We start from the raw sequence: 23,700 nt of genomic DNA, 5'->3' as shown, positions 1-23,700 counted from the left end.
TACCTTAGGGGAGGGCTCACAGGATTACTGACTGGCTTTGAATTCTTTGCGGCGCTGATGCAGTAGCGGTTCGGTGTAGCCGCTGGGTTGATCCGTTCCCATAAACACCAAATCACAAGCCGCTTGAAAGGCCACATTGTTGGTGAGATCTGCAGCCATAGGTTGGTAGGTGGGGTCGTTGGCATTTTGCTGGTCCACAATCGCCGCCATGCGTTCAAGAGTGGATCGAACCTGCTCCTCGGTAACAACCTCATGGCGAATCCAGTTGGCTAAGTGTTGGCTGGAAATTCGCAGCGTCGCTCGATCTTCCATTAGGCCGATATTGTCGATGTCAGGAACCTTGGAGCAGCCGACTCCCTGATCGATCCAGCGCACCACGTAACCAAGGATGCTCTGGGCGTTATTGTCGAGCTCTCGCTGTATAGCGTCTTGAGACATGCCCGCTGCACCTTTTAACGGAATCTGCAGAATCTGATCAATACCGCCTCTGGGATTGCCTTTCAGTTGAGCTTGAACCGCCATGACATCAACGTCGTGATAGTGCGTCGCGTGCAGTGTGGCTGCCGTAGGTGAGGGCACCCAAGCGCAATTGGCACCGCTTTTTGGGTGACCGATTTTAGTGGTCAACATATCCGCCATACGGTCAGGCATGGCCCACATTCCTTTACCGATTTGTGCGTGACCTTGAAGACCGCAGTTGAGCCCTACATCGACATTCCAGTCTTCGTAGGCGTTAATCCACGTTTCACCCTTCATGGCGCTCTTTGCAGTAAAAGCACCAGCTTCCATACTGGTATGAATTTCATCACCTGTGCGATCGAGAAACCCGGTATTGATGAACACCACACGCTCACTCGCGCGGTTGATGCATTCGGCCAGATTCAAAGTGGTGCGTCGTTCCTCATCCATAATGCCGATTTTGATGGTGTTCTCCGGCAGTCCTAGAACGCCTTCGACTTTGCTGAACAGTTCGACTGCAAAACTGACCTCATCAGGCCCATGCATCTTTGGCTTTACGATGTATATGCTGCCTTGACGAGAATTACGCGGGCCTGAGGTGCGCTTTATGTCATGCAGCGCGCAAGCTGACGTAAATAAGGCGTCAAGAATACCTTCGGGAGCCTCTAACCCATTTTTAGTCAGGACGGCGTCGTTGGTCATTAGGTGCCCAACATTTCGAACAAAAAGCAGGCTACGACCGGGAAGTGTAAAGGTACTGCCATCGGGTGCTTTAAATTCGCGATCGGGTTGTAATGTGCGTGTTTGCAGTTGCCCGCCTTTCTGAAAGCTTTCGGACAAATCGCCTCGCATAAGTCCTAGCCAGTTTTGGTAAACCACGATTTTGTCTTCGGCATCAACCGCCGCTACCGAATCTTCACAATCTTGTATTGTCGTTAACGCGGACTCTAGGCACACATCCTTGACTCCGGCGGGGTCGGTTTGGCCTACGGGATGGCTACTATCAATCTGAATTTCGGCATGCAGTCCATTATTTTTGAGCAAAATCGAATTGGGTTGAGCGCTGTCTCCCGTGTAGCCCACCCATTGATCATCAGTGTGTAACGTGCCGGTGCTGCCGTCTCTTTGACTGACTTTTAGCGCACCCGACTCAATGGTGTAGGCCGTCGCGTCGGTATGGGTGCCGTCTCGTAATGGGAAATTTTGGTCTAAAAATGCTCTCGCCCAAGCGATAACGCGATCGCCGCGAACGGAATTGTAGCCGCCAGCCCGCTCGGCGCCGTTATCTTCAGGGATGACATCGGTTCCGTAGAGTGCATCATAGAGGCTGCCCCAGCGGGCATTGGTGGCGTTCAATGCAAAGCGCGCATTCATGACAGGCACCACCAGTTGGGGACCAGCCACCCGCGCAATTTCCTCGTCCACACGAGTCGTTGTTACTTGCACTTGCTCTGGTTGAGGCAACAGGTAGCCTATTTCTTCTAGGAAGGATTTGTACTGCCCAGCATTGAAAGCATTTTTAGGGTGTTCTCGGTGCCAATGATCGAGCTTAGATTGCATGTTGGCCCTGATGTCGAGCAGCTCGGCATTGCGCGGCATCATATCGGTCAAAATAGCGGCCAAGCCGGACCAAAACTGATCGGGACTGACATCTGTGCCGGGTAAAATGTCGTGTTCTAAGAGCGCGTGCAGCCCAGCGTCGACTTGCAAGCCCGCGCAATCGATACGTTCAGCCATGGTCTTCTCCCCAAATAGATCTCGCTGCGGTCACTGGTGACAGGGGCAGCGCTAGTTTCTGTACTGTAGATTCCACATTTTAAGCGCATAGATGCCAGAAATGCATTTTATAAGTGGTATTGATTGTGTGAATGGCTTTGTCGGCGACTTAAGCCACTTGCAGTGCAGAATTTTCGATGCCTAAACACGCGTCAGGCATTTAATTCCCGAGCGATTCGAGTGATCGTCTGACGCACCCAGCGGTGCGCTGGATTGTGTTGAAGGAGGGGGCTCCAAGCCATTTTTAATTCAAGGGGCGGCACCTCAAATGGCACGGGCCTAACAACCACCCTGGGATTGTCGCGCTTGAGCCAAGTGGCCCGGCTGGGCAGGGTGACAATAAGGTCGTTTTCCTCTGCCAAAGTCATGGCTGCTTGATAGTGCCGTGTGAAAACGCGAATCCGCCGCTGCTCATTCATCTGGGCCAGAGCTGTATCCACCCAGCCCAGTCGCTGAACATCATCGGGATCTACCCCAACGCCAACCCCCATTCCCGTCTTACTGACCCAGATGTGGTCTGCGTTCAAATAAGCTCGGAGGTCAAACTGGCTGAGAATAGGGTTGTCGCGGCTCATCAAGCAGGTAAAGGGGTCTGACCACAGTGTTATTTGATGAAATGACTGGGGCATCTGATCAAAGCGGTTGATCACCAGGTCGATTTTGCCCCGTTCAACGTCTAAAAAGCTGACGTCAGAGGGCGTCATGACATCCAGAGTGAGGCCCGGGGCCTGCTCCCGAAGCTCCCCAATTACGGTGGGAAATAAGGTGGATTCTGCATAGTCCGACGCCATGACTCTGATTACCTGATTTGCGTCACTAGGGTCAAAGTCTGACGTCGGTTGAATAGCGCGTTCAACACCTGCCAGTACATCTCGAATAAGCGGTTCGAGCTCGAGAGCCCTAGCGGTGGGTGACATGCCGTCAGAGGTACGCACAAGGAGCGGATCGTTAAAAAGATCACGCAACCGGCGCAGTCCATTGCTCATTGCGGGTTGTGACAGGCCCAGTTGATTGGCCGCCTGCGTCACATTCCGCTCGCGGAGTAAAACGTCAAGGTAAACCAGCAAATTTAAGTCAATTCGATTAAGATCTTTCACGGCAATTTCTCGTGCAGATAAGGCACTACAGCACCACCCGGACATCCAATCATAACAAGTCGCTTTGCAGAACGCTTTTTACTAGTGTTTACCAATGTGAGCGCAGTCACCAACGAACGGAGTTTTCATGTACACCGCACCGCTTACCGATATGCAATTCCTTATTGACGACGTCATCAATGTTGCTGAGAAGCTTGGTTCACTCGAGCGCTTTGCCGATTTGGGCGTGGGCTCAGATCTAACGTCGGCTTTGCTCGATGAGGCCGGCAAGCTGGGAAGCGATGTCGTTGCGCCACTGCGCCGGGTGGGGGATACCCATCCCGTGACCTGTGCCGATGGCAAAGTCAGCATTCCACCTGGGTATGGCGATGCCATACGCGAGCTGGGAGCAGGGGGCTGGGTCGGTATTTCGGCTGATGCAGAAGCTGGGGGACAGGGTTTACCTGAAATTTATGGCACGGCGGCATCAGAGATCTGGAATGGTGCAGACATGGCCTTTGCCTTGGAGCCTTTTCTGAGCTCGGGGGCAGCTCTAGCCATCAGTGCGCATGCCAGTGATGACCTAAAAGCTATTTACCTTGCGAAGATTAACAGTGGCGAGTGGGCCGGCACGATGAATCTTACAGAATCGGGTGCGGGGTCTGATTTGGGGCCGGTCAAAACCCGAGCTGAACGCAACGGTGACCACTACCGGATTTTTGGCCAAAAAATTTACATCACCTGGGGTGACCACGATGCAACGGAAAATATTGTGCACCTCGTCTTGGCCCGATTGCCTGATGCGCCGGAAGGCAGTAAGGGGATTTCGCTTTTTCTCGTTCCCAAATTTTTGGTGAATGCTGATGGCAGTTTAGGCGAGCGAAACGATGCGTTTCCTGTTTCGACTGAGCATAAGTTGGGTATTCACGGCAGCCCAACTTGCGTTATGGCTTACGGAGACAAGGATGGCGCCATTGGCTACCTCGTGGGGGAAGAAAACAACGGGCTAGCATGCATGTTTACCATGATGAACGAAGCCCGTTTAAAAGTTGGTTTGCAGGGGGTTGGTGCATCTGAAGGCGCCTATCAAAAAGCGGTCGCCTACGCCCGCGAGAGAGTTCAAGGTGGTGTACCCATCATCGAGCATGCAGACGTCAAGCGAATGTTGATGACAATGCGAGCTTTAATCGAGGCGATGCGAGCACTCGCCTATAACGAAGCCGTCACGATGGACTTGGCGCATTACGGAGAGCCCAGTGTGAAGGGTGAACAGCGCCAGCGCATTGACCTGATGATTCCTGTGATCAAGGGTTGGTGCACGGAAATAGGGGTAGAGCTGACTTCATTGGGTGTACAGGTTCACGGAGGAATGGGCTTTATTGAGGAGACGGGTGCAGCGCAGTATTTGCGTGATGTTCGAATCACACCCATTTACGAGGGTACCAACGGTATTCAGGCGGCAGACTTGGTCAATCGCAAGTTGGCCCGCGATGGTGGGTCTGCGATGGAGGCGATGCATGGGGAAATAGCTGAGATAACAGACCAGTTGGCGCAGTCATCACACCCAGCGCTGATTGAATTGGGTAAAGCACTTGCCAGCACTTTGACGGAGCATCGCGTAACCACGCAATACCTGCTTGGCCAAATGAGCTCGGATCGATTTAACGCGTTTGGGGGTGCTTTTGACTACCTTATGCAAACAGGTTACCTCTTTGGCGGATGGCAGTTAGCTCGTTCGGCTTTGGTGGCTGCTGACAAGCTTGCGGCGGAGGAAAATTCTGATTTTTGTCGCCGCAAAATAGCGACGGCAGCCTTTTACGGTGCGCGTATCCTTCCTCGCTGTAAGGCCCATGCAGGCACTATTTTAGACGGTGGTGAAACGCTCTCTAATTTTTCCCTCGATTGGCTATGAGCGTTTTTAGTGAACCCTGCTAATTTTACGACGCCAGACCTATCTGACGCCCACCCAGAGTGCGAGGTTCTGCCTTTTCAGTTTTTGCGCTTTGGGCGTGTCGAGTGTTTTTCGGGGCCTGCGGCCACTGTTTCCTGCCATGAAGATAATTCACGGGTCGCTGAAGCGGTTTCCGAGCCGGGAGAGGGTCGTGTTTTGGTTGTTGATGGACAGCAATCATTGCGGCGGTCGCTACTGGGCGATAACCTCGCGCAAAAAGCCATCGACAATCACTGGGCAGGGATTGTGGTGTTAGGGGCAATTCGGGATGTTGAAATTATCGATACGCTTTTGTTAGGTGTCTGTGCACTAGGCGCCGTGCCGGTGAAAACAGAAAAGCTTGGGCAGGGACAGCGCGACGTCACGCTTACTTTGGGCGGCGTGCGCGTTCTTCCGGGTCATTGGATCTATGCTGATCGTAATGGAATTCTAGTGGCCCCCCGTGCTATCCACAGTCACGCTGAGTAGGGCGTTGACGCAGCCACGCTAGTAACCCTTGAGTGAGTCGGACAGAACGCGGCGCTGCACTGGATTGCAGGCTTTAATGAGAGTCTGTGGCTTGGGTTTTTAGTGTTCCAATCGCATCGAAAGGTCTAATGGCTCGACACGTTTAGTCAGGGCACCAATAGAGATAAAGTCGACACCGGTTTCGGCGATAGAGCGGAGGTTATGCTCCGCAACGTTGCCAGAGGCCTCCAATTCAGATTGCCCAGCGTTGGCGGCGACAGCATCCCTGAGCATCGCTTCGCTGAAGTTATCGAGCATTATTCGATCTGCTTTTGCCCCTAGAGCCAACTGCAGTTCATCGAGGGTCTCAACTTCGATTTCCACGACTTTTCCTGGAGCCGATTGTCTGGCTGCAGAGATTGCTGCGGCGATGCCGCCGCAGGCCTCGATGTGATTTTCTTTGATTAAAAAAGCGTCATACAGGCCTATGCGATGGTTATGGCAGCCCCCGCAGGTAACGGCGTATTTTTGGGCTAAACGTAGCCCAGGCACTGTTTTTCGAGTATCCAAAAGACGTACACCTGTCCCCGCAACGTGGTTGGCAAAGCGCTGCGCTAACGAGGCGGTGCCTGAGAGCAGCTGTAAAAAATTGAGGGCTGTCCGTTCCCCCGTAAGGATTTTTCGTGCGTTGCCGCTGACGCTGAACAAAGTGTCATTGGGTTCAAGCAAATCGCCGTCAGATTTAAACCACTCTATGGTTATGTTGGGGTCCAGCGTTGAGAAAACTGCATCGACAAAAATGCTGCCACAAAGCACCCCAGCTTCGCGGCTCACCACTGAAGCTTTGGCGAGGCTGTCAGGTTGAACAAGCGCTGCGGTGATATCACCACTACCAATGTCCTCTTCCAGCGCAAGGTCTACGAGTTGCTGGATGTACTGCAGGCTTAACATAACGACTCCGTTGTTTGGTTTTTTGGGCGATCTGCTTCTATGAGATAAGATACAGGCGTGATGACAGATGCTGACTATTGGACAATTTCTGAAGGGTGGCTTTCCGGGGCTCGAAAAGTTGCATCGCCCAACTTCAACGACCGCCCCGAACAAGAGACACCAAAGCTTATAGTCGTGCACAACATATCATTACCTCCGGGAGAATTTGGGGGGCGGCACATTGAAGCACTTTTCACCAATACACTAAATCCTTCATTGCACCCCTATTTCGAAAATATCGTTCATCTTCGCGTCTCCGCACATTTTTTGCTGAACAGATTGGGCGAAATTTTACAGTTTGTAGCGACAAGCGATAGGGCGTGGCATGCCGGAGAGTCTCACTGGTGTGGCCGCGACAATTGCAACGACTTCTCTATCGGTATTGAGCTTGAGGGTACCGACGACGAGGCCTACACTGAAGTTCAGTATGCGCAGCTTCGGAAATTGATCAATGCGCTCAGGTGCTACCACCCGTCGCTCGTCCACGGTGACATTGTGGGCCACTGTGATATTGCGCCGGGTAGAAAGACGGATCCGGGTGCGTGTTTTGATTGGCAACGGTTGGCGGAATTTACGAGTAGTGATTAGGCCCGCTACTCAATGCGCAGGTTGTAAAAGTAACCCATGTCAGCCGTATGATTGTTTGACGGTTTTTAAGGAGAGTCGCAAACCATGATTTATTTGGCATTTCTGGTCGCAACCGGACTGTATCTCGCGATGGGATCTGGTGGGCCACTGCATAATGATCATTGGTATCACGCCCTTCAGCGCCGCGTAGACGCTATAGAGCCAGATTTTTGGTTGGGATTTGTGCTGATGGTAGTGGTGCCTTGCGCAGCATTCACATTGGTTTACGCCATTTTCGAGGAGATTTTTGGTGCGGCAGCGGTACTGCTTTTGGGTACGCCCGCATTGTTTTTCAGCTTTGGGCGACGCCATTGGCCCGCCCTCATTGATCGATTTCGTGCCCGAGTAGCAGCAGGTGATATTGAAGGTGCACTGCTAACGTTGGAAGCTGAGGGCCATCGCATTCCAGAAATAGATGACGCTCAGTCAGCCGAGCGTGACGGTTCCCGTTTTTTGCTCTACGAGGGGTTTCAACGCTGGTTTACGCCAGTCTTTTACTTTTTACTCTTCGGTCCATTCTTTGCTGTGGGTTACCGATTGGTCGTGATGGGAGTGGGTGACCGAAAAGTTCCATTGGCCAGTTTGCTGCACATACTCGACTGGCTTCCCTCCCGGGTGATGCTTTTAACCTTCGGCGCTATTGGTAACTTTGAGGGTCTTCGGCCACTATTTTGGAATAAAGCATTTGATGCTGACATCAAGACCGATGAGCTATTGATGCAAGGGTTTGAGGTGGCGTGCCCACTAGTAGAGGCTGCGCCGGGCCAACAGGTGGAGCAGGTTCGAGAATTGTTGAAACGAGCTCTAGCAGTTTGGGTTGTGGTGGCTTCTGTTTTGGTGATTGTCTCCTGATGTTGGCGGTGCTGCGAGGGCAGTCATAAAATAGCGCTTAGGCCACTATGATCGTACGTAGCCAGCCCTAATCGGGTTGGTCGGGAGGTGGTCATGGCTGTGCCCAAGGACGTGGTGACGAAACCCGCACTCCGGACGTTAGATTTCCGCGAGGGGGGACATTCGTCATCGCTACGTCTCACCATAGTCTTTCACCCGGACCTACACCGTATTGGCCACTGGTCCATTTTAGGGGACTGGGAAGCTGAGCGCCCGGAGACCATTCCGAGTGAGGTGTCGATCGGGCGATATTTCCCCCAGTTTAGCGATCGGCGTAATTTAGAAGATGAGCATGTGAGTCGCTTGGCTTGTCGATTAAAGCCTAAGAGGCCAAAGCACGCAGAGGGTTGTTTTAGTCTACGAATAGAATCTGCAGAGCACGCTGAGGTTCGAGTTGGCGCGGGGGGGCATGCGGGCTTCATCGCCGACCACGAGTCGCTTGTTAGAGGTGTCCCGCTCAGGCTGTCGCACGGCATAGTTTTAGTGCTGCGCTTGATTCACAGCCACGCTGACGACGATAAATCACCTCCAGAGTGTCTAAACACAATGTTGCCGGGTGCTTCCTCTGAAATGGCGCGACTTAGGCATCAGATTGCTCTGGTGGCACCAACGACACTACCTATTTTGATTCAGGGCGAGTCTGGTGTTGGGAAAGAGAGGGTTGCTCTGGCCGTTCATGACTTAAGCGCACGCTCCTCGCGCCCTTTGGTGGTCATGAATCTGGCGGCAATTCCGCAAGATCTTGCGGCGGCAGAACTTTTTGGCAGTGTTCGAGGCGCGTATACGGGCGCAATTGACCGTCAAGGTGCTTTCCAGCGGGCCAATCAGAGTACGTTATTTTTAGACGAAATTGCAGATGCGCCGATATCAATTCAGGTGCAATTACTGCGGGCTTTAGAGCAAGGCGAGGTGCAAATTCTGGGCGGGTTGATGCAGACGGTGGATGTTCGCATTGTTGCTGCAACGGACCAAACTACTTCGGAGGAAAATGGCTTTCGAAAAGCGCTTCATCATCGTATCGCGGGCTTTACACTGGTTATACCGCCGCTGCGCCAGCGACCCGAAGATATCGCACCTCAGGCAATGGCAATGCTTGGTCGAGATGTCGAAGTTTCTGAGTCATTGAATCCCTCTAAATCCTCAGATTTTCCGGAGATAGCAGCCCATTGGGCGCGATTTTTCTTTGATGCATTGACCCATGATTGGCCCGGTAATAGCCGGGAGCTAAGGCATGCGGTGATGCTAGTAGCGCAGGATAAGGGTTCCCTTTTGCCCCTGAGTACTGACGCGAAGGACCGCCCCCCCAGCAAGGAATTCCAGTCGCTATCTGATCAACATCTAGAGGAGGTTTATCGAGCGCAGCACTATGAGATTGCTGCAACGGCAGCAATTCTGGGGCTGTCTAGGCCGGCGCTTTATCGCCGACTGGAGGCGCACGATAGCTTTGTCCTAGTGGATGACCTTGCAGACACTGACATACTCGAAGTTATGGCGCGTGTAAGCTCGGTTAAAGCCGCGGCGCTTGAGCTAAAAATTTCTCATCATGCCCTGCGGCGGCGACTTCGTCGTTTAGGGATCATTACCAATGTTTGAGGCTAACCCCAGCAGTGTTTGTTATGACTCAGTGAGTTTGCCACCGCCATTAGAAAATCTGGGTTTCTTGGGTTGCGGCGGGCAGGGTATGACCTGGCTAGCTCTTGATCCCAGGCTAAATCGCAAGCTTGTGAGTAAGCGATTTAAAACTGGGTCAGCGACGAGTCAGAACCCCAAAGTTCGGTTGGAGGCTACTTTTGCCGCTCAGGCCAAGGTGGCAGCCATGACACCGGTTGTGCCGCAGATTTATAGCGTTAAGCACTTTGAGAGTGCTATGTGGCTATTGCTCGAGTTTGTTGAAGGGGCGTCTCTGCAACGTCTGAAGGCGGATAAAAAAGTAAAATTAGGAGAGAGCCATATGCTCCTTATCGCCTTGGACCTGATCGGCGCATTAAACGCCCTTCAGAGCGTAGGTTTGGTTCACGGAGATTTGACGCCCAGTAATATTTTGATCAACGATCAAGGTAAAACCCGGTTGATTGACTTCAGTAGCAGCGTGGCCAACGGTACTCCGAGGACAACCCCTGGGACCCTAGGGTTTGTTCGAAGCACAGATTCTGCGGAAAAAACTTTACAGTATTCTGATGATCAATACGCCGCAGGGTGCGTGCTTTACTGGCTGCTGTCTGCAGAGCTGCCGATGACGATTTGTGACCCCGACGGTCGAACGGTCGTAGCACGGGCAAAAAAGCCCGAAGCGTGTTCGGCGTGTGCAAATCTTCTCTGGGATACGGCAAAAGTACTGACTGATGGGAGCGAAAAAAGTTTTGGTGTCTTAGAGAAATTAATCGAAGGCATGCGTTGGCAGGTACGCTTACTGCCTCCAGAGATTCGTAGTGTTTTGGGTGCCCATGTCGCCGATGCACGATGTCGAGCTGCCAGAGGGGAGGGGGGGACTAGGCAAACTGGCCAAGTGAAGAGCGCACCGAATCAATCGATTGCTGGGGCCTCGAATCATTCGTTGGGCAAACTGTGGCAGGGATTTTTTTCTCGTGCATTTAGCCTACACAAGGGGTTGGCACTACTCTTGTTAATCGCATTCCTTGGCTACGCCGGCTATCTGAATGTCTCCCGAATGCCTATTTTTATTTTGGATTCTGTCAAGGTTGCAGCCAATACGACCCTGCCATCGGGTTTCAGTCACAACTGGCTTTCAGGGCAACTGGAGCTGATGTTAAGCAAAACAATCCGCCCTCTAATGGTAAGACAGCCCCTGATTGCAGCGCTCGATTGTGATCATTACACCTGTGTCTTATCGTTGGACCATCAAGTCAACGGCATCAGCCACCCCCACCAAAAAAGCTTTACGGCCACTGCACAACCTGAAGTCTGGGAGTCAGTGATTATTGATCTGGGAAGGGCTGTCGAAGCGCGCTGAGCCAACTGCAAAGCAGCGGAGTTGATGGTTTTTCTTTAAGGCCGCTAGACCTCTCCAGTAGGTAGCCCAGTATTTCTTCATGCTCCGTCGTCGCTTGGCGCTGTCGGTCGGTTCGCATCGAAGAAGAGTTCTGAGCGGTATCTGAGATGACATGGCCCACTCTGTGTGGAAGGTTCTCAGCAATATCAGTGTGCCCCAACCCATTGAAAATAGAGGCCACTTCTTTAATGGCTGTAGCCAATGTTTGTTGGTGCGTGCTATCGAGAAGTTGGCCATTTGGAATGTTCAGTAACGCGGTCATCGGATTGATAACGCAGTTTATGGCTAACTTCTCGAGCAGAGCTTTCTCAATATTGGACTCCCAGGCACTGCACCAAGGGGTATCTTTGATGTTTGCAAACCAATCAGGGGCCGTTTCAGCGCCTGCCCACCAACCTAATCGAGTTTTACCTTCACCGGCTAATTTACGGGTTTGGGTTTTGGGTGAGCTGCACCCGGCGGTCGTTGATCCTGCAATAAGTCGCCCTGAGACAAGGGTAGATAATGCGTTGTGGTAGCCCATGCCATTCCCCAAGGTGACAATGACAGTCTTTGAAGTAAATCTGTGGCTAAGACGTGTTACCGCATCTAACGCCGCATAGGATTTTGTGGTGACCCACAGCAGGCTAATGGGGCTTTTGGTATTCGAACTTTCATAGGGAAACTCTAGAGTCTGTTGCCCTTGTAGTGTGAGCAAGGTCAGCTTTTGTTTTTTTGTTGCTTGATGCTGTCCAATTAAGGACACCTGAAAACCCGCTGCGGTTAATCGAAAAGCAAACAGTCCGCCCAGAGAGCCGGGGCCTAAGATGTGGCAATGGGGTTTCATAAGTTTGCGGCCAGACGCTGAATAAGGTTTTTTGGTGACTGTTCACCCTCGAATGTCTCACCAGCCGCCAAGTGCCAATTCCAATTTAGGGCGGCATACAGATGAGTCGCAATATGTAGCAGCGGTTTGGAAAACCGCTCCCCAAGAATTGCCAAGGCTAATGACTGCGTATTCATGGAGGGCCACCCGGCGCACAGTGTGGCGACCTCAAAATGTGGACTACCAGTGGCAGCATATTCCCAATCAATAGCAACAACATCGCGATTTCTGCGCCGGATGTTGGGTGGGGTTAAGTCGTTGTGACAGGTCACAGGTAATTCAGTTTCAAGGGCTTTTATGGCGGCGCCCAGTGCGGGTTCACTAGGGCTTACCAAATTCGATGCACTGTTTCCTCGTTCATGGGCAATCTGCCAGTAATGCTCGATTTGATGCTGTAGGTTTAAAGTTGGCATCTCAGGGGGCAAGCGATGAATTGATTTGGTGAGGTTTGCCAGCTCCTCCCGGGAGACTGGGCCAGGTTCTTGAAGGAACTCTATCACCATAGACTGGCACTCTTCATCCAGCCATACGACCTCAGGTGCTAAGCCCTTTGCCTGAGCTAATTCCATGCAGGCGACTTCCTGTTTAAAGCACAGGCCCAGCGACGATGATTGGTGGGTGCGATAGCGCAGGACAAAAGAATCATGGCCGGTATCGCTGTTAGCCGTCACAAGCATAGTGGTATGTCCAGAACCTTGGTTAAGTAACTGGGTAATCCGCGGTTTGGTGCGTAGAGGCGATTTTGTGGTCCATGCTCTGAATTCTGCCAGCGCATGTTTTTGCAAAAGCGCTTCCGACACTAACCGCACTGGGTTTGAGCTCGGTAATGTTGTCTCCAACTGAGCCAGCCGGCAATGGCTAGTACGACGTAGCCGGCAAATAACAATGCGGTCAGACCCAGTCCACGATTTAAGAACAACACAATCGAAATTACATCAATGCCAATCCACCAAAGCCAATTTTCCAGCACTTTGCGTGCAACCATCCAAGTGGCTAAAAGCGCCGCGAGGGTCGTTACGCTATCTGCTATGGGTAGGCTGGCATCAGTTAACTGGCTCAGTAAAAGCCCCAGAGCAGTACCCAAAAGAAGCACTCCCCCCAACAGCATCACGTGCAAGCGAGCGGGCCAGCGCTGTATAGGCAGCTGAACCTTACTGTGATCTCGCCCCCAAGCTATCCACCCGTAAACCGCCATGAGTATGTAAAACACTTGCAGGCTGGCCTCCATAACCAGACCCACCAAAAAAAATATCCGCAGATACAGTGCGGCGCTCGTGGCCGCTAAAACCCAGGCAATGCGCTTTTCCTTGATGGCAAAAACAACATACGCGAGGGCTAAGGCAACGGCGAGAGGTTCATCCCAGCTCATGATTTAACCTTCCGCGCCAATCTCGATTCTGTGGCTTGGTAAATATTTCACCACCAAAACTTGGCGATCTAGCCGCTCGCTACTGCGCTTGAGAGCGATATTAACGGCACTCATTACGGCATCCCATTCCCCGGAAATTTGCGTGCTCATGGTATTGGTGACCACTGAGATTTGGCCTGAATCGTGGAGGTCGTCGATAAACGCTAACACCGAAGTGTCCACGTCGCCTGTTAGCGGGTACAAACTCAGTTCAGCAGATAGTTCCATAGCGGCTGGTGTCCTTTAGAGGTTTTAGCGCTGGTAGTTCAGGGTAACGCCAAAGGTTCGAGGTTCGCCAAACTGATAATAAGGCTCCAGCACGTAGCCTTTGCGCGGGTCATTGCCAAAGCTACCGAAACCGCGAGTGTAATACGTTTCATCGAATAAATTACGTCCCCATACCGAAACGCGCCAGCTCTGCCATGTCCAATCAATGTGCGCGTTTGCTATTTGCCGTGCGGGAGAGCGGGCTGAATGTCGGTCAGAGAAGAAATAGCTGTCCATCGCGGTGAGCTCGGCCCCAGCTAACCAGTGTTCGGCTAAGTTCCATTTGACGCGAACACTGCCCATCCACTCGGGCGCCTGTGGCTGGGCTCGACCAGAGAGGTCCTGCCCGGTCGCAGTGAAATATTCGTCAAACCGCGCTTTCAGGAAGCCAAAGGAGGCCGAAAATTGCAGCTCAGGACTGAGAGCCCAGGCGCTCTGCCACTCGATGCCGCGGTTATGTCCTTTCGCGGCGTTATCGGTATATTCAATGAACTGCGTGCTGCCGTCTTCCCGAGCGATGGTTAAAGACTGCTTTACTTGCTGATCTTGCCGTTCCATCGAAAATAAGGTCAGCGCGCTTTGCAGGGTGCCATTGGCGTTTTGCCATCGCCACCCGACCTCGGTATTGATCAAAGATTCCTCTTCAAACTGGCCAAGGTTGCTCAGTGGGGTATTCGTGCTGGAGTGCAGCGAAGGTAGGTTAGATAACAGCGTGCTGTTTGGTCCCCCTGCGCGGACACCCCGGCTGATACTGAGGTAAAGGTTTTGTTGGTCAGAGGGAGCCCAGTCAACGCCAATGCGGCCACTCCAAAGGTTGTCTGTTAGGGCGTTGTTGACGCCAGCATTATCAGCGTAATCAGCTTTGCGCTGTTCTACTCGCCCGCCAAGATAAGCGGTAACTGTCTCCGACAGATTAATATCAACCTGTCCAAAAAACGCACCAGTGTCGATATCGAGTGCACTGCTGAAGTCATTTTCTAAGTAAGTATATCGGCGTCGAAGTGTTTCCTCCTCCTGCTTGAGGAAGCCACCTACAGCCCAACGCCAGTGTTGCTGATCGCTGTCTGCTCTAATCTCCAAGCTTTGCATATCTCGATCACGCCAGTAGCTATCGAAGGAGCTGTACTCAAGGGCGGGTGCAATACCCACGTAGGCCCAATCCTCGTCGTAGGCGTATTCAGTATCAGTCTGGGCAACGCTCAACTGTGTCGTTAGATTCACCGTCCCCTGCACGCTCCATTTCAATCTACCCGCATGGGTCAGCAATGCGTCACGCCCTGGTTCGTCTGACAAGGTTTTGCGATTATTGTCCAGTGAAAATGTGTCATAGCCATTATCGATATCAATAAAGTGCCAGTTGGCTTCCACGGTCTGGCTGATCCCCTGCCAAGCTAGACCACCTCGAAAGGTAACTTCGTCTTTACCTTGGGTATCTGTTCGATTCAAAAAAGTATTCGTCATAGCGCCATCAGCACGGTATTGCTCCAGAGCCAGTCTCCCCGAGGTGGTACTCGTGAGATTGCCCCCGCCAGCAGCTGCAAATCTGCGACCTCCGTTATTCTCAACCCCCACAGCAACCTTCAACCCTTTGGTGAATGCAGAAGTTGTATTGAGGCTTATGAGACCGGCCAGCGCATTGGCTCCCAGCAAAGTGCCCTGTGGCCCTCGGAGAATTTCAATTTGTTGGATGTCCCATGTCGTGGCTGCGGCACCTAGTCCAGTAAGGTCTATGCCGTCCAGCAACATGGCGACGGAGGCATTAACCGGCTCAACAAATTGACTGCGCTCTCCGACCCCGCGAATTTGAATGAAGCGCCCACGGGAAGCACCACTGGCACTGTTGACGTTGGGGGCCGCAGATAAAAGGTCCTCCAAGTGCTGAGCCGATCGAGCCTCGATCCGCGCTTGGTCAAAAATGGTGATTGACCGCTGCTCTCCATGTGCGGGTCTGAGTGTGGCAGAGACCAAAACCTCTTCGAGGTCTGCAGACGTGGCGCCGCTTGGCATACTGGTCAGCAGCGTGAGGGCGATAGGCACGGCCATAAGTTGGCCAGCTGTTAATGAGAAGGTCGACATCCCTAGTACTCGCTTATCCGGGACTGAACAAACTCACAACATCACTGCTAAGTTACGAAGCCTGTTCCTACGCCGGCGTTATCCGGTTCAGGTTCAACGGGTTCACCGAATGATTTTCGGTATCTCAGGCGCTAGCCACCCCGCAGGTTGGGTGGCAGTATAGGGAATAGATAAATAAATCACAAAAGCGACAGAAACTCGAGGCAGCCTATGAGTGAGCGAGGGAGCGGCAACGACGGTGACGGAGGTAGTGCCGGATATTCGGTAGAAGAGATCACTCCGGGCCTGCCCGTACAGACTCCCATGCCCGTGGGTTTGGATGAACACATCGAAGTGAGCCGCTATTTAGCTCGTGCGCTGACTTCGCTTCAAAGCGACATGCTGGAGTCAGATCGCCCCGCGGTCTTGCTCGAAATATTTTTTTCTGGGATTCAACGAATTTTGGGCTGTCAGCAGATTGAATTTTGGTTGCATGATCCCGTGGGTATGTTGGGAAATACCCTCGGTGATACGCCTGAATTAAACGGGTTGCTCGTGCTGACCCCTGATTCGACGAGGATTACGTCCATTTATAACGATCAGGTTATGCCGCGCCATGTTACTGAGCATGAACAGATCGACTCTGGAATATTGGCCAACAGCACAACGCGAAATAATATTTTTGCTGTGCCCGCTGTCGAGCAGGGTCACATTGTGGGCAGTCTGCATTTGAAATCCCCCCGGCTCGACTTGGTCAGTCATGGAGGGGACCTCGAATTACTTTTCGATTTTATGGGTTTGGTGCCCGTCGCCCTGCGCTTATCGGCTGGCGTTCAGCTGACGTCTGAGCTCATGCTGGTTGATCCCTTGACCCGGGTTGCGAACAGAGAGGGGTTTACTCGAGATCTCGATCGCGAGATTGGGCGTGCCCGCAGGGCGGGACGCCATGTCGCGTTGGTGTCTATCAGACTTTGCGGTCTGGAGGGAATGGCAAACTTATCGCAACAGCATATTCAGGGGCGGTTGTTGAGTGAGGTAGCACACAAAATTGCGGGTGGGTTGCGCGCAACCGATGCTGTGGGGCGCGTGGACGCCATGTGCTTTGGTGTTGTCGTGACTGAAGCTCATCCGAATTCCATTGAGGCAATTGGCGCTCGGTATCAAGAAGAGCTGAGTCGAGATTTGCTGGATGACGGAGCAGGTGGGGCCATTGAAATTAAACCTAATGTTAGTTGGGCCTCTGTCAACCCTAAGGAATATCCCGGGCGTGCGATTTCCGAACTATCGGGGATGATGCTTGATTCAGTGTTGCAGGCCAGCATTTGTAATATTTCAGGTGAAGTGCAGATTACTGAGGCTGCACAGCCTCAATAGGCGATTACGGGAACCACCTCGGTCTCCGAGGCGGGATGTGATAGCGTATTTTTGCGGGGTAGGCAGAGCGCCGAGAATTAAGTTAGGCCGGACCATAGTTTACCCTTGAGGGCCGTTGAGTTCTTCCGGGGCCTCGAAGGTTGTTGGCCTTTATGGAGTTGCATTGGGTACCGTGAATAAGCCTTATCAGCAAATCAGTGGATTAAAAGCTCAGGTAGTCGGCATTAAACTGCGCCTGACTTCGGTGAGTCCACCGGCGCAATTGCAATCAATTGTGCTTTTTTTGGTTTTGATTTGGTCTGCTTTGAGTGTTTCGGCACTTGCTTGGGCACTTTGGCCGTCCACAAAAATTTCCCCGATGCCCGGTATTGTTGTCAATCCGCCCATGCTCGTAACCGCGCGGCCGGGAGCGAGCAATGTGGTACTCGATCACATGCTTAATCCGGGGTTGTTTGGTGTGTCGGTCGATGAGGGTGGCATTGAAGAATTTGATTTGCAGCCCAGTAATGTGCCAGACGGTATTGAGAAGGGGGCCCGAGATACTCAGTTGGATCTACAACTCGTGGGCATTCTAGCGGGAAGCGAGCCCGACGCCGGCACGGCAGTCATTGAGGTCAAAGGCCGGCAGGAGACTTTTTCTGTGGGAGATGAACTTCCTATTGGAACACGAGTGCGACTCGCAAAGGTCTTACCGACTCGCGTGGTATTGGATAACAATGGGACTTACGAACTGCTAGAATTGTTCAAGGATTCGGCGTCTCTTTTTGTTCCTTACGAGAAGCCGAGGCCAACAGCCGCCGACCGTCAACCGAACGTGCCTAATACTCAGGCAGTGCCGGTTGAAGCGTCAGGAGCCTCCGACCTTGGTCCTAAAATTGCTGCTGAATATCGGAGAAAGTTTTATGAGACGCCGCAGTCGGTATCAGATCTGCTCTCCGTCCAACCTGTGCATGGGGAGGGGGGGTTGCGTGGTTATCGGGTGACACCCGCCAAAAACATTGATGATTTCAAGGCGATTGGCTTTGAGCCTAATGATGTGATCATTGGCGTAAATGGGCTTTCGTTGCTTGATGCCTCGAACGGAGCTCGCCTGTATGGATTAATGCGTGATGCACCAGAAATTATTTTTGATATTGAGCGTGACAGTGTCCCTCTTACGCTCACAGTTATTTTACCGGCGGGGGCTCAGCAGTAATGGGTAGGATTGCATTATCAGAGACAGTGCCGTTCGACTGCTATCAAGCAGGAGCCTCACGATTGCGTAGGTCGGCCAGACGATTTTTTGCGTCACTGATACTAGTGCTGGCCACGGTAATGTTTGCCGGTGTGCAAACGGTTTCCGCGCAAGAATACACTGTCAATCTACAGGATACCGACATACAAGAGCTGATTAAATTTGTTGCCGATGTCACTGGTGCAACGATTGTGGTTGATCCCGGTGTTCAGGGAAAAATCAAGGTTGTGTCCTCACGGCCGGTCGACAAGAGTGAATTGTATGACTTATTCCTGTCGATTCTGGATGTGCAAGGTTATACGGCCGTTAGAACAGGTAACGTCATACGTGTCGTTCCTAATAAAGATGCACGGTCATCACCGGTGGAGGTTCCTCCTACAGGCGAGCTCAGCAGCAGCGATGAGTACGTTACGCAAGTAATCCGGCTCGAGAATATTTCCGCCGCGAAGTTGATCCCCGTATTGCGACCACTTGTGCCACAACAGGCCCATATGGCGGCCTACGCACCAAGCAACGCCATTATTATTTCGGACATTGCTTCTAACATTCGTCGCATTGTTGAAATTATTGATCGTATGGACCGCTCTGCTATTCAAAGCACCCAGGTGGTGAAGCTTCGATATGCCGTAGCGGAAGATGTCGTGCAAATGCTTCAAACACTGGAAAAGCAATCCCGAGGTGACGGTGCGGAGAGCAGTGATGAAGTTACTTTGGTGGCAGATAAACGCACTAATAGCGTTGTGGTTACGGCAGATGAACTAAATTCTCAGCGAATTCGGGAGCTGGTGACCTACCTCGATACGCCGTTAGAGCAAAGCGGTAACGTTAAGGTTGTTTATTTAGAATATGCCGATGCGGTCGAGGTAGCTGAGGTCCTCACTCGCGTCATGCAAAACATGAGTCGACTCGGTACAGGGGGTGACCGTAAACAGACCGCAGGCACCAACTCAACCATCGAAGCTGATGAGGGCACCAACGCGCTCATTATTACCGCAGATCCTGATGAAATGGCTTCTCTTGAGGCCGTTATCGCGAGGCTTGATATTCGTCGCGCCCAAGTGCTGGTTGAAGCGATTATTGTTGAGATGGAGGTTACTGAAGGTCAGGAGTTGGGATTACAGTGGATTTTTGCTGATGATAGTGGAGCGTTTGGTAGCAATGTCAGTACCAGCGCTGCACAACAACAACGCAATGCGGCAATTGGTAACGCGCTCATTGGCGAGGATGGCAATAATTCGGATATCGGTGTCAGAGATTTAGCAGGCGCGTTATCTCAGGTGCCTGGAACGACATTGGGGTGGGGGGTCGTCGGTGACGACCTATCAATGTCCGTCATCTTGAATGCTTTGGAGACGCAGGGGAATGCCAACATTCTCTCAACCCCCAGTTTGCTGACCTTGGATAATCAGGAAGCCTACATTACCGTGGGTCAGAATGTTCCCTTCGTAACCGGGTCTTATAGCAATACGGGAGGCGCGAGTAATGTCCAGAATCCCTTTCAGACCATTGAGCGAGAGAATGTGGGCATTACCCTGAAGGTGACGCCGCAGGTCAACGAAGGTGACTCAGTGGTTCTCGATATTGTTCAGGAAGTCTCCAGTATCAGTCAGCAACTTTTGGCTGCAGCAGATGTGATTACCAATGAACGCAAGATTGAGACCAAAGTATTGGCGCAAGATGGTGATGTCGTTGTACTTGGGGGGTTGGTTAAGGATGACATACAAGACAGCCAGCAAGGTGTGCCGTTTCTTCAAGATATTCCGCTGTTAGGCCGCTTATTTAGAAACGACGTGGTCTCTGTCACGAAGTCCAACTTATTGGTTTTTATTCGTCCGACGATAGTCAGGGACGATGCCTCTTTGCGAGGCGCTACCGCTGAAAAATACCGTTACATTCGTGATCAACAGGCTGAAAGGCGCGCGCGCGGTATTATGTTCCTAGACGACGGCAATTTGCCGGTGCTGCCCGAGTGGGAGACACAGGTAAAGCAATTGCCAGAGGTGCCCGCTGAGGACGTCCCCCCAGGGGCAGATAAGGAAGATGGGCAGTGACAGAGAGTCAGTCGCTCGCGAAGGGTGATTCGCATCTCGCAGTATTGTCTGCCAGCGTTCAGCCGGTGGATAAACCACGGGGCTCAGTGGGTTTGCCCTTTAGTTTTGCCAAGGCTAATGCAGTCCTTGTTGAATGGGCTGATGACGCCTGCTTACTGTTACACACTGAGCCAGTAAGTCTTGAAGTGCTGTTGGAGATTCGTCGATTCGTCGGCGTCGGATTTAAGTTGCAGGCTATCGACAGTGAGTCGTTCCAACGAAAACTCACATTGGCCTATCAACGGACCCAAAACGAAGCCGCGCAAATGGCTGAGGATATTGGTGCTGACGTGGATCTTGCGCGCCTCGTTGATGAGATTCCTGATCTTGGCGATCTTATGGATGCTGAAGACGACGCTCCAATTATTCGTTTGATCAATGCGGTGTTATCTCAAGCGGTGAAGGATCAAGCGTCTGATATCCATATTGAAACGTTTGAAGACCGGTTGAGTGTGCGGTATCGCATCGATGGTGTTCTAAAAGAAATTTTGTCACCTAAGCGTATGTTGGCGCCGCTGCTGGTTTCTCGCCTTAAGGTGATGGCAAAGCTGGACATCGCAGAAAAGCGTATCCCTCAAGACGGGAGAATTTCTATTCGTATCGCGGGTCATGCGGTCGACATTCGTATGTCCACAATGCCATCGGCTCACGGAGAGCGGGTGGTGTTGCGTTTACTCGATAAACAAGCGGGACAGCTGGAGCTGGCCCAGCTCAATATGAACGAGCAGGTTGATAAAGCTTATCGCCAAATTTTGGCGCGGCCCCATGGCATAATTTTAGTGACTGGCCCTACGGGATCAGGCAAAACAACAACGCTCTACGCGGGTTTGTCCTCGATTAACCAAAGTTCGAGAAATATACTGACCATTGAGGACCCCATTGAATATATGTTGCCCGGGGTAGGCCAGACACAGGTCAACACCAAAGTAGATATGACCTTTGCCAGAGGGTTGCGAGCGATTTTACGCCAGGACCCTGACGTGGTGATGGTAGGTGAAATTCGCGATATTGAGACGGCTGAAATAGCCGTGCAAGCTTCGTTAACGGGGCATCTCGTTATGTCCACACTACACACAAATACGGCTATAGGAGCGGTAACACGCCTCCAAGATATGGGTGTAGAGCCGTTTTTGCTGTCTTCCTCGTTGCTTGGAGTAATGGCTCAGCGGTTGGTACGTCTTCTTTGTATCGAGTGCCGAGAAGCCTATCGCCCCAACTCTCTCGAGTGCCAACTACTAGAGTTAAGCGATACCAACAATGTCGTTTTGTATCGGGCCGCGGGCTGCCCCAGCTGTAACGAGACGGGATATCGCGGACGTACCGGGATTTATGAACTGATCGAAATCGACGAAATGTTGCGAGAGATGATCCATGATGGTGCCAGCGAGCAGGCGATGCTGGCGCAGGCGCGAAAGAATTATCAAGGCATTGACGCCGATGGCCGTCGTCGGATCATTGCCGGTGAGACCTGTCTCGAGGAAGTTTTGCGGGTTACCTCGGTTCAGTGAAGTCAGGCCATTGAAATGAGTGCCTTTCGCTACAAAGCTCTGAATCTTGAGGGCCGTTTAGTCAAGGGTGTTCTTGAGGCCGATTCAGAGCGTCATCTGCGGGCGCAGCTGCGGGCTCAGCAATTGCGGCCCGTTGAAGTTCTTGGTGTAGAGATGAAGGTGGCTAAGGGGCCCCGATCGCGCTTCGTTTTTTTCAAATCTGGCTTGTCTGGGAGTGAGCTGGCGCTAATAACACGTCAACTTGCAACGCTGGTGGCATCGGCTTTGCCGTTAGATGAATGCTTGCAAGCTGCCGCGGAACAAACACGCAAGCCAAGTATAAAGTCGATTCTCTTGGAGGTTCGGTCTCGTGTTTCTGAGGGCTACACTTTGGCAAGCGGCATGGCCCAGTACCCCCAAGCCTTTGGCGAAATGTATCGCGCTATGGTGCATGCCGGAGAGCAGGCGGGGCAGTTGGCGCCTGTCTTAGAGCAGCTCGCAGCGTATACCGAGAACCGACAACTTACTGCGCAGAAGCTTAAATTAGCGCTTATTTATCCTTTCGTTTTAATGGGTGTTGCGGTGAGCGTGGTTGCTGCACTTATGGTTTTTGTCGTGCCCGAATTAGTCAGTATCTTCACGCACACGAAGAAAGAGCTGCCGCCTTTAACCGTCGGTCTTATCGCAACCAGTGATTTCTTGCGCAACTGGGGTGCTTATTTGCTAGTAGGTTTTGTTTTAAGTGGCATTGGTCTTCGACGCCTCTTGCAAGAGCCACGGCGACAACTAGCGTGGCATCAGCTTTTGCTGCGAGTACCCGGTATCGGCAGGGTGCTGACCGGTATTGATACAGCTCGCTTTTCGTCGACGCTCAGTATTTTAATGGCCAGTGGTGTACCTCTGCTCGATGCACTCCATATCGCCGGTTCTGTCATGAGCAATCGAGAGTTGCAACAGGCTGCCACCAAAGTGGCTGTTAACGTGAAAGAAGGGTCCAGCTTGAACAAAGCCTTATCTCAAGGCGCGTTTTTCCCGCCAATGATGGTTCATATGGTGGCCTCTGGGGAGGTATCTGGAGAGCTTGAGGTTATGTTGGAACGCTCAGCAGTTAACCAAGAACGCGAATTGGAGATGACGTTGGGCACTGTTATGGGTTTGTTTGAACCACTGATGGTGATATTGATGGGTGGCGTGGTACTGCTTATTGTTTTGGCCATATTGCTACCGATATTCGATCTGAACACAATGGTGAGGTAATTCGATGAAACATCAGGAGGGATTTTCCCTAATAGAAATTCTGGTCGTCTTGGTGATCATGGGATTACTTATAAGCGTGGTCGCGCCGACAGTGCTCAACAGTGCAGACGACGCCCGAATTCAAAAGGTACAAGCAGACTTTAAAGCGATAGAGACGGCGTTAAAAATCTATCGCTTGGATAATTACGTCTACCCGACTACCGAGCAAGGCCTGATGGCCCTGGTAGAACCCTCTACCCTGACACCTGAGCCGCGCAATTTTAAAGCAGGTGGGTATTTACAGGAAATTCCCGTCGATCCATGGGGGCGCAATTACCTCTATCTGTTCCCGGGTGAGAATGGTGAGGTTGACATTTTTAGCTACGGAGCCGACGGCTTGCCCGGAGGCGAGGCTCAGAGTGCCGATTTGGGCAACTGGAGCTCGGAGCAACGCTAA

20 protein-coding genes and 1 riboswitch are annotated in these 23,700 nt (G+C 52.0%); of the genes, 12 read left to right on the top strand and 8 right to left on the bottom strand.

The window, feature by feature from the left end; all coding sequences use genetic code 11:
• Positions 1-24 precede the first annotated feature (24 nt).
• Both ACMAY6_RS11675 and ACMAY6_RS11670 read right to left on the bottom strand, forming a co-directional pair.
• A complete protein-coding gene (locus tag ACMAY6_RS11675) occupies positions 25-2,196 on the bottom strand; it encodes a malate synthase G (RefSeq protein ID WP_435212041.1) in 2,172 nt (723 codons plus the stop codon).
• Between the two features lie 191 nt (positions 2,197-2,387).
• Positions 2,388-3,377 carry a LysR substrate-binding domain-containing protein gene (locus ACMAY6_RS11670; RefSeq protein WP_435212040.1) on the bottom strand — a complete coding sequence of 330 codons (990 nt, stop codon included), beginning with the start codon at positions 3,375-3,377 and terminating at the stop codon, positions 2,388-2,390.
• Between the two features lie 82 nt (positions 3,378-3,459).
• On the opposite strand from ACMAY6_RS11670, the gene ACMAY6_RS11665 reads away from it, so the two are divergent.
• Both ACMAY6_RS11665 and rraA read left to right on the top strand, forming a co-directional pair.
• Positions 3,460-5,223, top strand: coding sequence for an acyl-CoA dehydrogenase (locus ACMAY6_RS11665; RefSeq protein WP_435212038.1), 1,764 nt, complete (start codon positions 3,460-3,462; stop codon positions 5,221-5,223).
• 9 nt (positions 5,224-5,232) lie between these two features.
• Positions 5,233-5,730, top strand: a complete 498-nt coding sequence (gene rraA, locus ACMAY6_RS11660; protein ID WP_435212036.1) for a ribonuclease E activity regulator RraA — start codon at positions 5,233-5,235, stop codon at positions 5,728-5,730.
• Positions 5,731-5,829: 99 nt separating this feature from the next.
• On the opposite strand, the gene nadC is transcribed toward rraA, so the two are convergent.
• Positions 5,830-6,660: a carboxylating nicotinate-nucleotide diphosphorylase gene (gene nadC, locus ACMAY6_RS11655; protein ID WP_435212034.1), complete on the bottom strand. Its 831-nt coding sequence runs from the start codon at positions 6,658-6,660 to the stop codon at positions 5,830-5,832.
• 60 nt (positions 6,661-6,720) lie between these two features.
• Between nadC and ampD the strand changes: the two genes are divergently transcribed.
• The 4 genes from ampD to ACMAY6_RS11635 all read left to right on the top strand — a co-directional run bounded on the left by ampD (position 6,721) and on the right by ACMAY6_RS11635 (position 11,188).
• Complete coding sequence (ampD, locus tag ACMAY6_RS11650) at positions 6,721-7,287, top strand: 1,6-anhydro-N-acetylmuramyl-L-alanine amidase AmpD (RefSeq protein WP_435216007.1); 567 nt, start codon at positions 6,721-6,723, stop codon at positions 7,285-7,287.
• A gap of 84 nt (positions 7,288-7,371) precedes the next feature.
• Complete coding sequence (locus ACMAY6_RS11645; protein WP_435212032.1) at positions 7,372-8,178, top strand: hypothetical protein; 807 nt, start codon at positions 7,372-7,374, stop codon at positions 8,176-8,178.
• A gap of 93 nt (positions 8,179-8,271) precedes the next feature.
• Complete coding sequence (locus ACMAY6_RS11640) at positions 8,272-9,810, top strand: sigma 54-interacting transcriptional regulator (protein WP_435212030.1); 1,539 nt, start codon at positions 8,272-8,274, stop codon at positions 9,808-9,810.
• Entirely contained in the window at positions 9,803-11,188 is a 1,386-nt protein-coding gene (locus ACMAY6_RS11635) for a serine/threonine protein kinase (protein WP_435212029.1), read from the top strand. The genes ACMAY6_RS11640 and ACMAY6_RS11635 overlap by 8 nt, the downstream gene beginning before the upstream one ends.
• Here ACMAY6_RS11635 and ACMAY6_RS11630 read toward each other — a convergent pair.
• The 5 genes from ACMAY6_RS11630 to ACMAY6_RS11610 are packed head-to-tail and all read right to left on the bottom strand — an operon-like array spanning position 11,154 to position 15,843.
• On the bottom strand, positions 11,154-12,053 hold the full coding sequence (locus tag ACMAY6_RS11630) for a ketopantoate reductase family protein (RefSeq protein ID WP_435212027.1): 900 nt from the start codon (positions 12,051-12,053) through the stop codon (positions 11,154-11,156). The genes ACMAY6_RS11635 and ACMAY6_RS11630 overlap by 35 nt on opposite strands.
• Positions 12,050-12,892: a phosphotransferase gene (locus tag ACMAY6_RS11625; RefSeq protein ID WP_435212026.1), complete on the bottom strand. Its 843-nt coding sequence runs from the start codon at positions 12,890-12,892 to the stop codon at positions 12,050-12,052. The genes ACMAY6_RS11630 and ACMAY6_RS11625 overlap by 4 nt, the downstream gene beginning before the upstream one ends.
• Positions 12,892-13,461 carry a nicotinamide riboside transporter PnuC gene (gene pnuC / locus ACMAY6_RS11620; RefSeq protein ID WP_435212024.1) on the bottom strand — a complete coding sequence of 190 codons (570 nt, stop codon included), beginning with the start codon at positions 13,459-13,461 and terminating at the stop codon, positions 12,892-12,894. The genes ACMAY6_RS11625 and pnuC overlap by 1 nt, the downstream gene beginning before the upstream one ends.
• A 3-nt stretch (positions 13,462-13,464) precedes the next feature.
• Complete coding sequence (locus ACMAY6_RS11615; RefSeq protein ID WP_435212022.1) at positions 13,465-13,728, bottom strand: thiamine-binding protein; 264 nt, start codon at positions 13,726-13,728, stop codon at positions 13,465-13,467.
• Between the two features lie 24 nt (positions 13,729-13,752).
• Entirely contained in the window at positions 13,753-15,843 is a 2,091-nt protein-coding gene (locus ACMAY6_RS11610) for a TonB-dependent receptor (protein ID WP_435212020.1), read from the bottom strand.
• 47 nt (positions 15,844-15,890) lie between these two features.
• Positions 15,891-15,996: riboswitch (TPP riboswitch) on the bottom strand.
• A gap of 57 nt (positions 15,997-16,053) precedes the next feature.
• On the opposite strand from ACMAY6_RS11610, the gene ACMAY6_RS11605 reads away from it, so the two are divergent.
• The 6 genes from ACMAY6_RS11605 (at position 16,054) to gspG (ending at position 23,700) form a co-directional block, all read left to right on the top strand.
• Complete coding sequence (locus ACMAY6_RS11605) at positions 16,054-17,196, top strand: GGDEF domain-containing protein (RefSeq protein ID WP_435212019.1); 1,143 nt, start codon at positions 16,054-16,056, stop codon at positions 17,194-17,196.
• 172 nt (positions 17,197-17,368) lie between these two features.
• Positions 17,369-18,391: a type II secretion system protein GspC gene (gene gspC, locus ACMAY6_RS11600; protein ID WP_435212017.1), complete on the top strand. Its 1,023-nt coding sequence runs from the start codon at positions 17,369-17,371 to the stop codon at positions 18,389-18,391.
• Positions 18,392-18,510: 119 nt separating this feature from the next.
• Positions 18,511-20,481 (top strand): type II secretion system secretin GspD, encoded by a 1,971-nt coding sequence (gene gspD / locus ACMAY6_RS11595; protein WP_435216005.1) that lies wholly within the window; start codon positions 18,511-18,513, stop codon positions 20,479-20,481.
• Positions 20,482-20,525: 44 nt separating this feature from the next.
• On the top strand, positions 20,526-22,028 hold the full coding sequence (gene gspE / locus ACMAY6_RS11590; RefSeq protein WP_435216003.1) for a type II secretion system ATPase GspE: 1,503 nt from the start codon (positions 20,526-20,528) through the stop codon (positions 22,026-22,028).
• Between the two features lie 15 nt (positions 22,029-22,043).
• Positions 22,044-23,264, top strand: coding sequence for a type II secretion system inner membrane protein GspF (gene gspF, locus ACMAY6_RS11585; RefSeq protein ID WP_435212015.1), 1,221 nt, complete (start codon positions 22,044-22,046; stop codon positions 23,262-23,264).
• A 4-nt stretch (positions 23,265-23,268) separates the two neighbouring features.
• Positions 23,269-23,700: a type II secretion system major pseudopilin GspG gene (gspG, locus tag ACMAY6_RS11580; protein ID WP_435212013.1), complete on the top strand. Its 432-nt coding sequence runs from the start codon at positions 23,269-23,271 to the stop codon at positions 23,698-23,700.

Source organism: Luminiphilus sp. nBUS_16 (genome assembly GCF_051201645.1).
In the GTDB taxonomy this organism is placed as follows: Bacteria; Pseudomonadota; Gammaproteobacteria; order Pseudomonadales; family Halieaceae; genus Luminiphilus.
This window is presented reverse-complemented; position numbering and strand designations above follow the sequence as displayed.

Bases quoted from the DNA above. Each gene is read 5' to 3' on its own strand.
- ACMAY6_RS11675 (WP_435212041.1), bottom strand. From the start codon at position 2,196: ATGGCTGAACGTATCGATTGCGCGGGCTTGCAAGTCGACGCTGGGCTG.
- ACMAY6_RS11670 (WP_435212040.1), bottom strand. From the start codon at position 3,377: ATGTCCGGGTGGTGCTGTAGTGCCTTATCTGCACGAGAAATTGCCGTG.
- ACMAY6_RS11665 (WP_435212038.1), top strand. From the start codon at position 3,460: ATGTACACCGCACCGCTTACCGATATGCAATTCCTTATTGACGACGTC.
- nadC (WP_435212034.1), bottom strand. From the start codon at position 6,660: ATGTTAAGCCTGCAGTACATCCAGCAACTCGTAGACCTTGCGCTGGAA.
- ampD (WP_435216007.1), top strand. From the start codon at position 6,721: ATGACAGATGCTGACTATTGGACAATTTCTGAAGGGTGGCTTTCCGGG.
- ACMAY6_RS11645 (WP_435212032.1), top strand. From the start codon at position 7,372: ATGATTTATTTGGCATTTCTGGTCGCAACCGGACTGTATCTCGCGATG.
- ACMAY6_RS11640 (WP_435212030.1), top strand. From the start codon at position 8,272: ATGGCTGTGCCCAAGGACGTGGTGACGAAACCCGCACTCCGGACGTTA.
- ACMAY6_RS11635 (WP_435212029.1), top strand. From the start codon at position 9,803: ATGTTTGAGGCTAACCCCAGCAGTGTTTGTTATGACTCAGTGAGTTTG.
- ACMAY6_RS11630 (WP_435212027.1), bottom strand. From the start codon at position 12,053: ATGAAACCCCATTGCCACATCTTAGGCCCCGGCTCTCTGGGCGGACTG.
- pnuC (WP_435212024.1), bottom strand. From the start codon at position 13,461: ATGAGCTGGGATGAACCTCTCGCCGTTGCCTTAGCCCTCGCGTATGTT.
- ACMAY6_RS11615 (WP_435212022.1), bottom strand. From the start codon at position 13,728: ATGGAACTATCTGCTGAACTGAGTTTGTACCCGCTAACAGGCGACGTG.
- ACMAY6_RS11610 (WP_435212020.1), bottom strand. From the start codon at position 15,843: ATGTCGACCTTCTCATTAACAGCTGGCCAACTTATGGCCGTGCCTATC.
- ACMAY6_RS11605 (WP_435212019.1), top strand. From the start codon at position 16,054: ATGAGTGAGCGAGGGAGCGGCAACGACGGTGACGGAGGTAGTGCCGGA.
- gspD (WP_435216005.1), top strand. From the start codon at position 18,511: ATGTTTGCCGGTGTGCAAACGGTTTCCGCGCAAGAATACACTGTCAAT.
- gspF (WP_435212015.1), top strand. From the start codon at position 22,044: ATGAGTGCCTTTCGCTACAAAGCTCTGAATCTTGAGGGCCGTTTAGTC.
- gspG (WP_435212013.1), top strand. From the start codon at position 23,269: ATGAAACATCAGGAGGGATTTTCCCTAATAGAAATTCTGGTCGTCTTG.